The sequence below is a fragment of the Variovorax sp. GW821-FHT09B01 genome (assembly GCF_059418345.1).
Map to the genome: position 1 here is coordinate 25,131 of NZ_JBWKPQ010000041.1, position 15,466 is coordinate 40,596.

The following is a 15,466-nucleotide window of genomic DNA, read 5'->3' on the forward strand; positions in this document are numbered from 1 at the left end:
GCCATCCATGTCCGGGCCCTAGAGTTGCCAGGAACCGATGTCGGCGTTGGCTTTCTCTCCACCCGGCTCGCCATCGGCACCGAGCGAGAACACGTCGATCTCGCCGTTGGTGCCGGGGTTCAGGTACTGGTAGGGCTTGCCCCAGGGATCGCTGGGAAGGCGCTCCAGGTAGTTGCGCCAGTTGGCCGGGATCTTGCCCGAGCTCGGCTTCTCCACCAGCGCGCGGATGCCCTGGGAGGCACTGGGGTACTCGCCGTTGTCGAGCCGGTACAGCTTGAGCGCCTGCATGATCGCGCCCACGTCCTGGCGTGCCGCGATGGCGCGCGCCTGGTCCGGTCGGTTCATGAGGTTCGGCACGATCAGCGCCGCGAGCACGCCCATGATCACCAGCACCACCATCAGCTCGATGAGCGTGAATCCCTGCTGCGGCGCCTGGCGCAGATGCTTCCGTCCGAGAATCCCTGCGGCCATGTCGTTCGCTCCAGTCGCTACCGTTTGCAGCAGGAAATCATGGCGGGGCCGCGTGTCAGGCTGATGGAAAGAACTCGGGAGGATTCGCGCGCCCTGGCGCACCGCATGAGTCGTTTTGCTCTACCCCGGTGCCCTTTCATCTCGAACATGTCGAGCGAAGACGTCACATTCGCCGCTCAGGCGCGGCAGTGCCGCGCGGCCGGCTGCGCCGCGGCGGAATTCGGGCCGGCCTGCCGGCGTGTTTTTCGCGGCGCCGGCGCGGTGGTCGCGCGCAGTTCGATCCCCGCATGCACCGTCTGGCCCGTGGCCTGCGCGCAGTGCGCGAGCGCCTGGCGCAGTGCCGTGTCGACGCTGCGCAGCGAGATCTGGTGCCGGTCCGCGACTTCCTGGCGCGTCTTCTCCTCGAGCCGCAGCGCGACCAGCACGGCGCGATGGCGGCGCGGCAGGTGCTGCATGGCGCGATCGACCGCGTGCACGTCCGAGCGCGCCTCGGCGATCGACTCCGGGCCCGGCGCGCGGTCGACCAGGAACTCGAACAGCGCCTCGCCATCCTCCACATGCGGCTGCGGACGGTTGCGGCGCAGGCAGTCCACCGCCACGTTGCAGGCCGTGCGGTAGACGTAGGCCTCGGGGTTCTGCACCGCCGGCGCGGCCATGTCGCCGAGCCGCAGCCAGGCGTCGTGCAGGCTGTCGCTGGCCAGGTCGGCATCGCCGAGATGGCGCAGCAGGCGCCGGTGCAGCCGGCCGTAGTTCGCGACCAGGAACTCGCGCAGCGCGCTGCCCGCGTCCTCGTGCGCCTCGCGGTCCGTATGGCCGCCGGCCTCCGGCGACTCCAGGCACAGCCAGGGACTCATGTCCAACATGGGAACCTCCGCATCCAGGGTCTCGTGGGATCGCTCGCGCCGTGCCGCGCACGGGGCGCGCGGCACGGCATGGGCGACCGACTGCTACTTGCCTCGGCGCAACTCGCGCTGCTCGGCCTCGGTCAGCTTCGACATCACGGCCGGGTCGAAGGCATCGCCGTGCGCCGCGATCTGCACGAAGCTGCGCGGGTCGTAAGGGATCGGTGCCTTGCCCTGCAGGCCGGCGCGCGGTGGCGGCGGTGCCTGCTTGCCCTCTTCGGCCGGCTCGTTGCCGAAGCCCAGCACGCGCACCGTGAACACCGATGGCAGGTTCTGCCGCGCCACGGCGCGCTCGCGCTGCATCGCGTCCTGCGCGGCCGCGACCGCGGTGGAGGCCGCAGCGCTGGCATTGGTCAGCGCGGCGACGTTGACCGCCGCGACCACCGGGATGCCGGTCGACTTGCCCTGGCTCACGATGTTGTCGGCGTTCACCACGTGCAGCGCCGCGATGTTGACGTCGCCCGAGACCCGGATGCCGGCTTCGCCTGCGTCGATGGTGCCCAGCGGCGCGATCAGGTCGATGTCGCCGGCCGGCACTTCCGCGATCGGCGCCAGCGTCGCGATGCCCGCGCCCGTGCTCGGCACGTCCGAGGACAGCGTCGCGTTGCCCCACGTGTCGTACTCGCGCTTGGGCGGCGTGTAGACCACCGTGGTCTTCGAGCCGCGGCCCGCGTTGATGTCGCCCTCGGCCGACCAGGCGAGGATGCTGCCGCCGAAGGTGGTCATGATCCGGCTCTGGCCGAGCAGGATGTCGTCGAGCGCGTAGAGATGGATGTTGCCCGCGCCCTGCGTCACGAGCCCCGGCACGACGCCCGGCAGTGCCACCGGCGCCTGGCCCTCGACACCGAAGATCTGGCTGCCGCCCGGCGTCAGCGTCTCGATGTCGCCGCCGAACAGGGTGTTGACCCCGGCCGCGCCGTACATCGTGATGCCGCCCTGGTAGACGATGGGCCGCGCCTGCGCATCGGCCGTGGGGAACAGTGCGGCGATCGCGTTGCGCCCGCGCAGGTAGCTGCCCTCGCGGGCGTTGCCGGCCTCGTTGTATTCGCGGCCACCGGCCTTGAGCTCGGCGAAGTACACGCCGCGCGCATAGACGCGCTGCTGCTCGGGCGAGAGGCGGTTGAAGACCGTCAGCGCGTCTTCCGAGCCGTCGTAGCCGTAGCGGTCTTCCAGCCAGTTCACCAGGTGCAGTTGGCTCGCCGCGCGGTAGTCGTTGCGCAGGATGCGCTTGGGCAGGCTGCTGTCGGCGTCGCGGCGGGCCTGCAGCTGGTCGAGGAAGGCCGGCGCGTCCTTGTCCTCGCCCGTGAAGCCATGCACCTCGCGCAGCCAGTCGGCCAGGGTCAGCCTGCCGCTGTAGACGTAGGGCACCTTGCCCGGCTGGCTGGCCAGCGAGGCGCCGCTGTCCGCGAGGTTCGCGGGGTCGAGGTAGCGCCGCAGGAAGCCGGCGTAGTCGGCGCCCTGGCTGCCCAGGCCGGCCTGCATCACGATGCCCGCGCCGGGCCGCGCGTCGCCGGGCACCACCGGGCCGATGCTGCGCACGGCGGTCTCGCCGTACACGGGCACCCCTTGCAGGGTCTGTCCGACCTGCCCCGCCATCAGGATGTTGCGGCCCGCGCTGATCTCGAGCGTGCCGGGGCCGGCGACGTCGAAGCTGCTGTAGAGGATGTCGCGGCCGGCCTGGACGATGGAGACGTCGGTGGGGTCGTTGTGGACGAAGAGGTTGCCGGTTCGGGTGCCACCGGTGCCGGGGCCCGAGGCGGTCTCCAGCAATTCGCGCGGAAGGTTAGCGGGTGTCTGGCCCAGCACGGACCCGGAGCGGACGATGTCCCGCCCGGCCCGCATCCAGACCGGCCCCGATCCCTCATACCACGTCTGCCCGATGCGTCCGCCGCTGGTGAACGCCAGGATTCCGCCACTCTCGAGGCCGAGGATGTCGCCGTCCCTCGCGTACAGCCGCGCTGGCGCCACGGTCTGGCGGATGGCGGCTGCTGCCGTATCCGGACCGAAGACGAACAGCGGGTACCTGCCACCCGACGAAAAATCCGGATAGACGGCATCGTCCGCCAAGTTGTGCGGTGCCATGGTCGGGGCGTTGTCCTTCAACTGGAAGGCCGCGAAGGCGGGCTTCGAAGGCGTAGGCAAAGCGTCGGTGCCGGCCCCGGACAGACTCACCACATAACCCCCGGCATAGATGGAGTCTCCCGCCAGAAGACTCAGTCCGGCATTGGCGGACGGCGCGAGCAAGAGCGATTGACCCTGCGACGAATCTCCCCGCAGGAACAAGCTGCCCGAGGCAGCCACTGCATTGAGCTGCGATGGGTAGACCAGCCGGCCGTCCGTCGCGTCGAAGTCGCGCCGTGGCGTGCCTTCGGCAGCCTTCACCACTGGCGTCACGGGCGTGAGATCCCCGCCGCCAGACATCAGGTTGATGGCGGTGTTGTTGGTCCACAGCGAGAACCAGCCTTGGCCGCCCGATTCGTAGCGCGTGCCATCGAAGGTGTAGGGCAGCAGGTACGGCAGCGGCGCGCGTCCCGGATCACCACTGCCCGCCACGACCAGGTCCCCTCGGGTGTCCAGCGTCGCGGTCGCATCGCCCAGCTTCAACACCAGACCGCCTGTTGCGGTACCGAGCGTGGCCGTGTAGGGATCGTAGGCGCGAACCTCGCGGGCATCGGCGTCGGGAGGACCGTTGCGGTAGTACGTCAGCGCGATGCCTCCCAACTCGCCGGCCTGCATCTGCACGGCGCCGCGCAGATTGGCCAGCACGCCATTGAGATTCAAGTCCTGCGTGCGGTAAAGGTCGACAGCCGCATTGGGGTTGCCATCGGAGGTCGCGGCACGTGCCTGCAATCCGGCATTCAGGTTGCCGCCGATGCGCAGTTGCAGATCGCCCCCTCCCGTGAGCATCAGGCGACCATCGGCGGTCACCCGCCCGGTGCTCCCCACGGCCAGCGCCAGGCCTTCGCTGCGCGGCCTCGCACCGGCATCGCCGCCGCGACGCGAGGTCAGGCCGGCATTGCCACCCACCTCGATGTTCAGGTTGCCTCCCCCCAAGGTACCAATGCCGGTAAAACCGACCAGTTCCGGGATCGCGGCCACCTCCGGAAGATCCGTGGGGTCCAGGATGTAGCTGGTGTTCTTTACGGCCGTTCCAGGCACATAGGTCCCGAAGTTGATCCACCAGGCGGTGGGGATCGGGTCCACGCCGGCCGTACCGCCGCTGGCCTGGCGCCACAGCCAGTTGCCGATGTCGGCGCTGCTGCGCTGGGACCGCAACTCCTGACCCGGAAAGCCCGGCTCGTAGCTTGCCAGCAGGTCTCCCTTCAGATCGCCACCCGCGCGCAACAGCAGGTTGCCGCCACCATCGGGATACCAGGCGGCATAAGTGCTGCTCGCACTGCCGTTGACCAGCGATTCGTAGATCGAACCCGCCGACGGCAGGCCCTCGGGCGGCACGGCCGAGTTCTTGGTGCCGAGGTAGGTGCCGTCGGCCGCCTTGCCACGCGCCCGGTCGAAGGCGCCGGCCTCTGCGCCGGCACGCGAAGCGGTGGACGTGCCCGCCGTATAGATGCCGTAGAGAGAATGCGTGGCGACATCGCCACCGGCGATCAGATCCAGATCGCCCGTCCCGGTACGAAGCACGCTGAAGTTCTGAGCCAGCGGATGGACCTTGATCACTTCGCCGACGATGATCTGCTCCGGAATGGGCTCGCCCAGCGAGATGCAAGCCCCGACATCGGCGCACGCCCACACGTAGTCTGCCGGCACCGGTGTATTGGGCGTGAACCCCCACAGTTCCGCGCCGGCAACATCCCACAGGTAGCTGACACGAGCACACGAGATTGCGTCGTCGCAAGCCCACTCGTAGTCGACCGGAACTGGCGTATTGGGTTCGAACCCCCACAGAATCGCGCCCGCCTCGTTCCAGTACCACGCACCACCCGGGCGCCCGGGAATGACCGTTTTCTTGTGCTGCTCATACAGACTGTAGTGCGTATCGGCCAGCACCAGGCTGGCTTCGGTCCACGGCTGCACGGTCCGGGTATCGGCCGCGGCGGTGTCGGCACCAGCCACGAGGCGCAGCGACCACGACAGCGAGCCTTCGGGCAGCATGGCCCCCACCGCCCAGTTGCGTCCCATGCGGCCATCGGTCACCGTACGCAACGGCACCGACAGTGCATCGCCCGGCAGCTTCACGTCGGTCATCGACGGAATCAGCGCCCCCGTCGGCAAGGCCAGGTTGCCGGCCAGCAGCACCGACAGGCCCGGCAGCGGCACGCCGCGCGGCCAGGTCAGCGCCTTCAGCGCGGCCTGCGCCGGCAGCACGCTGCCGGCATCCAGGCGCGCGCCGGCGGGCAGGGTCACGCCCTGCCGCAACACCGTGCCGGCGGGGTACAGCACATTGCCCGCGGCGTCGCGCACCGTGGCGCGCAGCACGGTGCCGGCCGGCAATGCCAGGGCCTCGTTGAGCGTCGCCGACACCGGCACGACGGTGCCGGCCGGCAGCATCAGGTCCTGGATCGGCAGGTCGTAATTGAGCACCTTGCCGCCCACGAAGCGCGTGCCTTCCGCGAGCGTGACGCCCGGCCCCGGCACCACCACGTCGCCGCCGAAGGCCTGCACGCCCGGGGTCAGCACCCAGCCCTTGTCGTCGGGCGTATCGGGCGGCGGCGCGAAGCCGTCGTTGATGCTGCCGTAGATGGAGAGATTGCCGCCCGCGCGGATCGCGAGTGCGCCCGGCTCGCCCGAGCCATAGATGCCGGTCTTCTGCACATGTGGGTTGAGGCTGGCATAGCGGTAGCCCGACAGGTCGATATCGCCGCTGACGACCATCGCGCCATCGGGCGTGGCACTCACGATCTCCACGGCCGGCCGCAGATGGAAGGCGTCGCGATAGCTCGCGTTGTTCAATCCCGCGAGCTTGCGGTTCAGGAGGTCGGCATTGGCCAGGGCCTTGCCGATGAATGCCGTGCTGTCGCCGTGCTTTTCGTCGAGGTATTTCTGGTCGATCACCTGGTAGGGCCGGCCATCGGCGGACAGGTCCAGCACCGGCCTGCCGTTGGCATCGAGCACGGGCTGGCCGTTCGGGCCCTTGACTTGGCCGTACTCGGCGTCGGCATAGCGCTGCACCGCATTGACCGCGATCGACCGCGCGCCCCGGATGTCGAGCCGGCCGCTCGCGTCGATCGCGATATCGCCATAGGTGGCAGCTGCGCTCGTGCCCGCGCCGCCCGCGCCATCGATGCGCGGCGCATACAGGTCCAGCGTGCCGCGCTCGCGGCCGTCGTACAGCGCGGGACGCGCCTTCACCCGCGCATCGTCGGTGCCGTGGCGCAGGTCGATGCGCGCGCCTTCGGCCAAGGTCAGCAAACCCTCGCCCGAATTGAGCTCGACCATGGCCCGGTTCGGGCTGTCGATGATCTGGCCGTAGCTGTCCAGCCGCAGCTGCGTGCCGTGCGCGTCGAGCACGGCGCTGCCCGCCAATGTCAGGCCCTGCTTCGCGGCCAGGCGGATGCTGCCGACGCGCTCGCCGCTGGCATCGACGGTGCCCGCCACCGTGAGATGGCCGTTGTCCACCGAGACCTCGACCTGGCTGGCCTTGAGCTCGTTGCCGATGGTCAGGCTGCCCTGCTTCAACTGAAAGCTGCGCAGTCCGAACACCTCGCCGAGGTTCAGCCGCTGGTTCAGCGCCGCGAACTGCTGGTCCAGGCTGCCGGCGCCGCCCAGGCGCTGGGCCCGCAGTTCGATGCCGCCGGCCAGGTAGGGCACCAGGGTGCCGCCCGCGTTGTAGCGGCCGCTGGCGCCGCCGAGGATGCTTCCCTGCAGGTCAACCAGGCCCGCGGCCTCGTCCAGCGCGATGGCGGTCAGGCGGCCTGCCTGGTTGTTGCGGGCCGAGAGATCGATGACCGACTCCGCGGCCTGGCGGATATTGCCGCGGCGGCTTTCCAGCGTGGCGTCGCCGCCCCAGCTGTACTGGGTGGCGCCCGGGTCGTCGAAGAAGGTGATGCTGCGTCCCGCCAGGTCGAGGCGCGCCCGCGGGCCCAGCACGAGGTCGGTCTCGGCGGTGAGCGTGAGCTTGCCGCTGGGCAGCGCCACGGTGGTGTCGAGGTTCAACGCGCCGCCGGCTATCAGCGACAGCTCGGCGCCCAGCGCCTGGATCGGTGCCGCGTCGGCGGCGCCCGAGGCCGGCGCGGTGACGGAGATCGCTCCGCCCGCGTTGATGCGGTTGACCGAGCCCGCTTCGCCGGTGAACAGCGGCGTGACGATGTTCAGGTTGCCGCCGCTGTACTGGTAGCCCTTACCGGCCACGTACTCGCCCTGCCGCTGGTAGACCGCCAGCGTGCCCTTGTTGTTGGCTGTGATGCGCTCGCTGGCTGCGAGGTTGACGTTGGCGAAGCCCAGCACCTGGCGGTCGAGCGCGCTGATGCCATCGGGCTGGCCATAGGGGCCGTAGCCGAAGCTGATGCGCTCGGCCTGCAGGTCCAGGCTGCCGCTTCCCGTGCCGGCGCCATCGGCCACCACCGCGCCGGGCTGTCCGGCCGCGCCGTTCCAGATCAGGTGGCCGGTCTGGACCCGGGCCGTGTCGCCGGCGCCGCCGTAGCCATAGATGGCCGGCGTGGTCAGCATCAGGTTGTCCAGCCGCGACTTGCCGTTCGCGTCCAGCGTGGACAGGCTCACGGAGCCGAGGAAGTTCAGCGAACCGCCCGCGATCAGTTCCAGCGTCTCCAGCGCCGGCGCGCCGGCCTCGGTGTCGCCCTGCAGCAGGCGGTCCATCACCTGCTGATTGAGTGCGAGACCCGGGGCCAGCGCACCGCGGGCGCTCGCTGCGGCCAGCGATTCGGGACTGCCGACATTGAAGGCACCGACCGCGAGGCTCAGGTGGCGCGTGCCGTAGCGTACCGCGCTGTCGAGTTCGAATTCGTTGTCGGTGGCGAAGGCGATGCTGCCTTCCGAATACAGGCGGGTCGTTCCCGTGCAGTCGCCGACGGTGCAGGTGCCGATGCGGATGGGACCAGGCGATCCGGTATCGGTTTTTCCCGGTGCCAGCCACTGCAGGCGACCGTTGGAGACCGTCACCACGCTGGCCGTGCCCGGCTGGTAGACGAAGCCGTTGCCCGAGTCATAGGCTGCCGCACCCTGGCCCAGCGTGCTGATGATCGCGCCGCGCTCGATCTCGATCGGCGCGCTCACTTCCGCATTGCCCTGGGTGATCAGCATCACTTCGGGCGCGGCGAGTACAGCGCCGCTGCGCACGACGATGCCGCGGGAGGGCGCAGCACCGACGTTGAAGCGCACGAAGTTGCCGCCCTGGCCATACACCGCCAGCGGCATGCCGCCGATGGCGATCCGGTTCACGTCGATCTTGCCGAGGTCCGCGGCTCGCAGCGCGGCGCCGTGCGTCATGTCCGGGGCACCATCACCCAGGATCTCGATCGTGTTGCCGAGCACGGCCAGCGTGCTGCCGTACCCGTCCTTCGCCGGGTTGCCGAGCACCGTGCCGTCGAACCGGAAGCTGAGCTCCTGCCGGTTCGCCGTGCGGTCGGCGAGTTCGAGCAGCAGCGTTTTGGCATCCGCCTCGAACTGCGCGCGCGGCACGCCGAGCCGCGCGGCATCGGCGCGCACGAAATCGGCGTAGGAGGTTTCGTTGTACTGCGAGTAGGTGCGCAGCACGTCGGCCGGTGTCAGGATCACCTGGCTGGCCAGGCTGTCGCCGATGGAAGTACCCGCCACCGACAGGCGACCCGCGGTGGACCACGAGCGATTGCGCATCGCGATCGTCGCGGCCGGCACGCCCTGTTCGCGCAACCCGCCCGCGCCATTGATCTCCACGCGGAAAGCGCCCGGCAGCAGCGCATAGGTCGAGGGCATCAGCGTGTAGGTGCCCGCGGGCAGGCCGGGCACGCCCGCGCCGATGGTGATCTGCTGGCCCACGAGCGGGTCTACCGCGCCGGCCTCACCACCGATCGGGGCCTGGCCGGCCGGCTTGCCCGGCACGATCGCGTAGACCGGATTGCTGCCGAGTCCCGGCAGCGTGAAGCCACCCTTCGCGTTGATCTGCACCAGCGGATTGAAACGCGCATCGGTGGAACCGCCGCGTCCCGACACGAAGCCCGCGCCCGCGAGCGTGCCGCCGCCCGACAGATCGATCGTGGCGCCTTCGCGCACGTCCACGTGCTCGCCCAGCAGGCGCACGCTGCCCACGGCGGCCGTCCCCACGCCCTGCAGCTTGACCTGCTCGCCGGCGTACTGCCAGGCCACGCCGTCGTTCGTACCGCCATAGGGCATGACCAGGCCCGCCGCGCTGGCGGAGGTCTCGCTGCCCGCGAGCAGGTTCACGGCGCGCGTGATGCTGCCCGCGTCGCCGCCCTTGTTCACGCCGAGATTCAGCGCGCCCAGCGGCGCGCGCAGCACACCGCCCTGATCGATCACGGCCGCGCCCAGCGTGAGGCTGCCGAACACCGAATACGGCAGCTCGGGCAGTTCGTCGGTGGTGCGCGCCAGCGTCAGGATGCGCTCGGAATCGAAGCCGGCGGTCTTGCCGCGCCAACCGGCATAGACCGCCGCCTCGACGCCGGTGACCGGATAGATCTGCGCCGCGGCCAGGGTCAGATCCCCCGGCGCGTAGAGCGTGCCCGAATCGAAGCGCAGATCCCCGCCGCTGCGCAGTGCGATCTGCGCGATGCCGCGCCGGTCGACCGTCTGGTCCTCCGCGCTCGTGGCGCCGGGGATCGTCAGCTGGCCGCCGCTGCCGAGGCCCTTGCCGCCGCGAACCTCGAGCAAGCGGCCGGCTTCCAGGCTCAGGCTGCCCATCAGGGGCTGACCGGAAACGTTCAGCCGCGAATCACCGTAATGCATGCCCAGCCAATCGATACGGCTGCCCGAAGGATTGTCGGCCAGGGCCGAGGCTGCCAAACGGATGGAGGGAGCGGCCAGTTTCACCCGGCTGTCCGCAACCGCGGCATCCGTCCATCCCAGCGAGCCCGCATAGAGATTCAACGCCTGCCCCAGCGACAGGGACACGCCGCCATCGAAGGCGATCATGCCGCCGCTGTGCAGTGTCAAGGTATCGAAGCCCCCGGTGCTGACCTGGTCGGCCCCCAGACGCGCATGGCCGTACTGCAGCCGATCGGCGGCCTCTTCGGCACCGATGCCTGCGGCCAACGCGCTCGGCGCCTTTCCCTGACCCAACACCAGTTCGCGGATCTGACGCAGCGGCACCGGCGTTTCGGGAATGACGCCGGAGTTGGCGATGCTCACCGACAGCTGCCCGCCCGCCGCTCCCGCACCGCCTGCCAGCGCGCGCATCTCGCCGTCGAGGTAGAGCCCCCGGGTGGAACCGAGCGAGATCGAGCCACCATGGCTTGCAACTGCCGTGCGGCCCTGCCCCGGCACGTCGAGCACCGCCTGGGCGCCCGAGGCATCGAGCAGTGCGCCTTCGCGCAGCACCACGAACCGATCCACGGCCGTGCTGCTGCCATCGCGCGGATCGACTTCGCCACCGATCACGATCTGCCCGCCATCGCCCACCAGGCCATAGCGGCGCCCCTGCACGTCCACCGCGGTGGCGGCGCGCGCGGCCACGTCGAGCACGGCATGCTCGCCGATCCAGGCCGACAGCCCCTTGGCCTCGTCGGCGTTCAATTTCGCGGAGATGCTGCCCAGCTCGATGCGACCGCCCCAGGCATCGAGCCGGCCGTCCACGGTCAGTTGTCCAGCGCTGCGCAGCACGATGGACTGCCCGGGGTCGACGGCCACGCGCGCATCGCGGCCGATTAGCAGCGTGGTCGAACTCGCGGTCGTATCGGCATCTCCAGCCTGCAAGGTCAGGCTGGCGCCGGCACGCCGGGTCAGCACGCCCGCCGCGGGATCCTCCTGGTACAACGGCGGTGTCCAGACCTCGAGCGCTGCGGAAGACGGGCTGCCGGTCGGCAGATCCTTGGCGCCCGCCACGAGGCGAAACACCGGCATCCTCGCCTCGACCTGTGCACCGTCGGCCACTGTCGTCCCGTGCTCGCCCACGACCTTGTAGGCCGAGAAGCCCTGGGTGAAGAAGTCGCCGTCCAGGCGCAGTGTCCCGGGTTCCGCGGGCGCATCGGGCGCGCCGCCGATCAGCACCCGCGCCGTCTGCAGATCCAGCGTGCCGCCGCCTGCAACCCCATGGGCGCGCAATTGCCCTTGCAGGGACAGGACCCCGTCGACGGGCTCGGTGCCCGCGCTGGCGCTGGCGACACCACGGCCAGCCTGCAGCGTGATGTCACCGCCCTTGCCGCCCTTGACACTGGCATCGCTCATGATCGCCGCGCCCGAGGACACGTCGATCAGCGAGCCCTGCGCCAGCGTGACGTCGCCCGTGCTGCGCAGCGAGACGCGCCCACCGTTCCGGTACGGCAGCGCGGCGATGTCCGCGGGGTCCTTCAGCAGGTTGCTCCACAGGCCCTGCGTGTCGATCCTGACGCCATCCGCGACGGTGACACCGGCCGTCACGCCGTTCGGTGCCGCCAGGATGGTGTCCTCGACGCGGAGGTTGCCGCTGACCTGCTCGAGCACATTGCCCAGGCGGATCGTTCCGCCCGCGCTGCGGAGATCGGCCTTCACCTCGACCTGCGGCCCGTACAGCGTGATCTCGCCGGCCGGGGCCGCCTGCAGCGCGCCCTCGACCGCGATGCGCCGGCCCGCGGCGATCCTGATGCCGCCGAGCTCGAAGCCGCTGAGTTGCGCGCTGTCCAGGTACAAGGTCGTGCCGCGGTCGTCGGGCAGCACGCCGTCCAGGCCCAGGCCGGCGGCGATCTTGCGTGCCTCTTCGGCGATGACCACGTTCTGCGGCGTGTCGGCATTGGCGCTCAGGCCATACACCCAGCTGCCGCTGCTCTTGACGTAATAGGGCACATAGCTGCCCACCACCAGCTGGCCGCGGCGCGCCACCGCCTGCTGCGACTGGTTGTAGCCGTCGAGCGCGGCCTGCGCCGCCTGCGTCTGGCGGCTGCCCTGGAAGGTGTCGCCCGCGATCTCGCCCTCGAGCACCGCGCTCTTCGTGCCGATCACCAGCACGCCGGCATCCCGGCCCGCTGTGTAGCCGCTCTCCAATCGCCGCTGCGGGCCGATCAGCGGGTTGTAGAAGTAGTCGGTGGTGTTCTTGCCCCAGCGCGCGTGCTCGTCCTCGAAGCCCTTGTACAGGCCCTTGTAGAGCAGGTCGCCCGGCGCCCTCGACACTTCGTAGAGCCGGCCGTCCGAACCCTTGAGCCAGCTCTGCTTGAGAAAGCCGGTCTGCACATCGAGCGTGCCGCCCGACAGGTTGACCAGCGAGCCGCTCTGGGTGACGACGTCGTTGCCCGAGAACTGCACGATGCCGCCCTGCGCCATCCATTCGCCCACCGTGTGGCCCTGGGTGCCCAGATAGCCCGACACCTCGAGCAGCCCGCCGGCCGTGTACCAGCGGTCGCTGGCATAGCCGTTGGTGCCCTTGGGCACGAAGACCAGGCTGCGGCGGTCGATCCAGACGTCGTTGTTGTTGAGGCTCTTGCCGTCGCGGTTGATCGGGGCATCGCGCTGTTCGTTGCCCTGGATGTTGACCTTGACGTTGTTGGACTCCATCGAGACCTTGACGCCGATGGCGCCCGAGACGTCGATCAGCGCGCCATCGCGCACCAGGCTGCGCCGCTTCGCATCGACCATCACCTGGCCGCCGGTGGCCAGCGTCAGCGAGCCACCCTCGAAGTCGGCCGTGCCGCCGCTGCCGATCTCGATGCGCGAGAGATCCCTGCGATCGTTGCCGGCCGCGACGATGTCGCCCGTGCCGTCGATGACCGGCGCCATCAGGCCCGCGCGCTGGCTGTCGAGCGCGGTGGCGTTGCCGATGTCCAGCACGATGGCCGTGGTGCTGCCCGCGCCCAAGGTCACCGTGCCGGCATCGCCGATCGCCTTCAGGTGGACCGTGCCGCGGGTGTTGACCGAGGTGCTGCTCAGGACCACGCCGTCCTGGCGCACCTCGCGTCCCGTCAGCGTGACATCGCCCAGCGGCGCCTGGATCAGCCCGCTGTTGACGACCTTGCCCGCCAGGCTGTCGGGGCCGAACGCGGGCGTCACCTCGTTGCCGCGCGTGGTGGAGAGCTGGTTGCCGGTCGAGCCCACGCCCTTGCGGATGAAAAAGCTGTCGCCGGCGGCGAGCACCGTCTGGCCCGACGGCGTGCTGATCTGCCCGGCGTTGTGCACCTCGCTGCCCAGCAGCATCACGTAGCCGCCGCCCTGCGTGGCCGACTGGGGCGTGCGTGTGCTGATCTGCGCGCCGGCCTGCACCTCGACCTTGCCCAGGGCATCGGTGAAGCTCGCGGTGGTATCGCTGCCGTACACACCGCCGCCGCGGAACTGCTCGTCGGTGATCCTGGCCGCGGCGGCCACGAGGTTGCGCGTGTCGACCTGGCTGGTGCCCGAGAACACCACGCCGTTGCGGTTGGCGATCAGCACCGTGCCGTCGGCCTTGATCTGGCCCTGGATCTGCGAAGGGCGCGCCTGCGGATCGTTGACCTTGTTGAGCACGGCCCAGCTCGGGTCCTGCCTGAAATCGACCGTGGTGTTGCGCCCGACGTTGAAGGTCTCCCAATTGAGGATCGCCTTGTCGCCGGTCTGCTGGATCGCGACGTTGGTGCGGCCGTCGACCTGCGTCTGCACCGGTGCATTGGCGTTGTGCCAACCGGCGGTGAGGCTGTTGGTGTCGATCTCGAGGCCGCCCTCGGCCAGGCCGTCGGGCACCGAGGGATCGTTGCCCGCGGCACGGCGCGCGGCCGCCTGCGCGGCCTGCTGCGCCGCGATGCCGCGTGCCGCCAGGTTCAGGTTGTTGATCGAGCGGCCAAGCTGCTCGTTGGCACGCTGCTGCTGCGCCTGCGGGCTGGTCAGAGCCGATGCCGCCATGCCGTTGGCCAGCCGGCCCGTCTGCACCGCGGTGCTCTGGTTCAGGTTCTTCTGCGCCATCCAGCCCGCGCTGAAGGCGCGCTGCGCGTGCGCGCCGCCGATCATGCCGCCCGCCGCCACCAGCACCGCGATGGCCCGCGCCATCGGGGCCAGGCGCCATGACGACGTGCCCCCCGCCTGCCCTGCCCGTTCCCTGCCGCTGCCCCCGCGTGTGCTCATGAGTATTCCTGCCGAAGTGGATGTCGAAACCAGGCCGGCTCCACGCACCATGGCGTGGGCGACCGTTTTCTAGACGAGTACCAACTGGCAAACCCGCAGACCGATCTTCGAAATTCTTGGCGGCCGAGTGTTTTCTTTCGTCTGACGGCCGACGGCGCAGGAACGATGGGCGGCAGCCGCCGCCACCGACGGATTGCGGGAATGGGTCCGCGCATCCGTCTATAGGAGAGCAGCTCGCCGAAGCTCCCTCCACATCCTCGAAAACACTATCAGATGACGATGAAAGCGGCTTTACGCCGTTGGCTGTCCCCGGGCGATGCGGCATCGGCGGTGCCCGCCTGGGCGCCTTCGGCCGCCCCGCACGCCTGGACCGACGCCCCCGACGCGCCCAGCGCCCTGCACTGGCGCGCGCCCTGGCAGGCGTGCCTGCTGGCCTCGTGGCTGCTGGCCACAGCGATGGCACCAAGCTTCTGGCTCGTGGGCACGCTGCTGGCGATCGATGCGCGCAGCGACCATCCCGCCTTCTGGTTCTCGCTGCTGGGTATCGTCGCGCTCGTCAATGCGGCGAGCATCGCGCGCATCAACCAGCGCCAGCACCGGCAGCCCTATGCCTGCCGCGAGACGCTCGCGCTGCACTACCGCAGCATGAGCCGGCGCATGGGCTCAGCCCTGTTCCTTGCGGTTGGCTGGGGCAGCGGGTTCCTGCCCGACATCACCTGGCCGGCCGCGCACGGCGCCGCCACGCTCGCCGCGATTGCCAACGCGCTGCTGTGGAACCTGCTGCTGGCCTGGCTTTTCGGCTGGCTCTCGTTCGCGCACTCGGGCGGGGTGCATGCGCGGATCGGTTTCGTCTATCCGGAGCGAGGCCCGCGGGCCTAGGGCCTGTTAACACTATGCAAGGGGTCGCGTTGCCCCGCAAAGGGGCTGGATGCAAGGCGCCCGTGCGCAGCAAGGCTGATGCCTTGCAA

General features: G+C 70.0%; 4 protein-coding genes. 1 reads left to right on the top strand and 3 read right to left on the bottom strand.

Annotated features, from left to right (window positions below; all coding sequences use genetic code 11):
• Positions 1–18 precede the first annotated feature (18 nt).
• From gspG to AC07RV_RS44640, 3 genes are all read right to left on the bottom strand, one after another.
• Positions 19–471: a type II secretion system major pseudopilin GspG gene (gspG, locus tag AC07RV_RS44630; RefSeq protein ID WP_296732536.1), complete on the bottom strand. Its 453-nt coding sequence runs from the start codon at positions 469–471 to the stop codon at positions 19–21.
• A gap of 176 nt (positions 472–647) precedes the next feature.
• On the bottom strand, positions 648–1,334 hold the full coding sequence (locus tag AC07RV_RS44635; protein ID WP_296787446.1) for an RNA polymerase sigma factor: 687 nt from the start codon (positions 1,332–1,334) through the stop codon (positions 648–650).
• 84 nt (positions 1,335–1,418) lie between these two features.
• Positions 1,419–14,498: a filamentous hemagglutinin family protein gene (locus tag AC07RV_RS44640; RefSeq protein ID WP_444814390.1), complete on the bottom strand. Its 13,080-nt coding sequence runs from the start codon at positions 14,496–14,498 to the stop codon at positions 1,419–1,421.
• Between the two features lie 279 nt (positions 14,499–14,777).
• Between AC07RV_RS44640 and AC07RV_RS44645 the strand changes: the two genes are divergently transcribed.
• A complete protein-coding gene (locus tag AC07RV_RS44645; protein ID WP_296787449.1) occupies positions 14,778–15,377 on the top strand; it encodes a hypothetical protein in 600 nt (199 codons plus the stop codon).
• Positions 15,378–15,466: the final 89 nt, after the last annotated feature.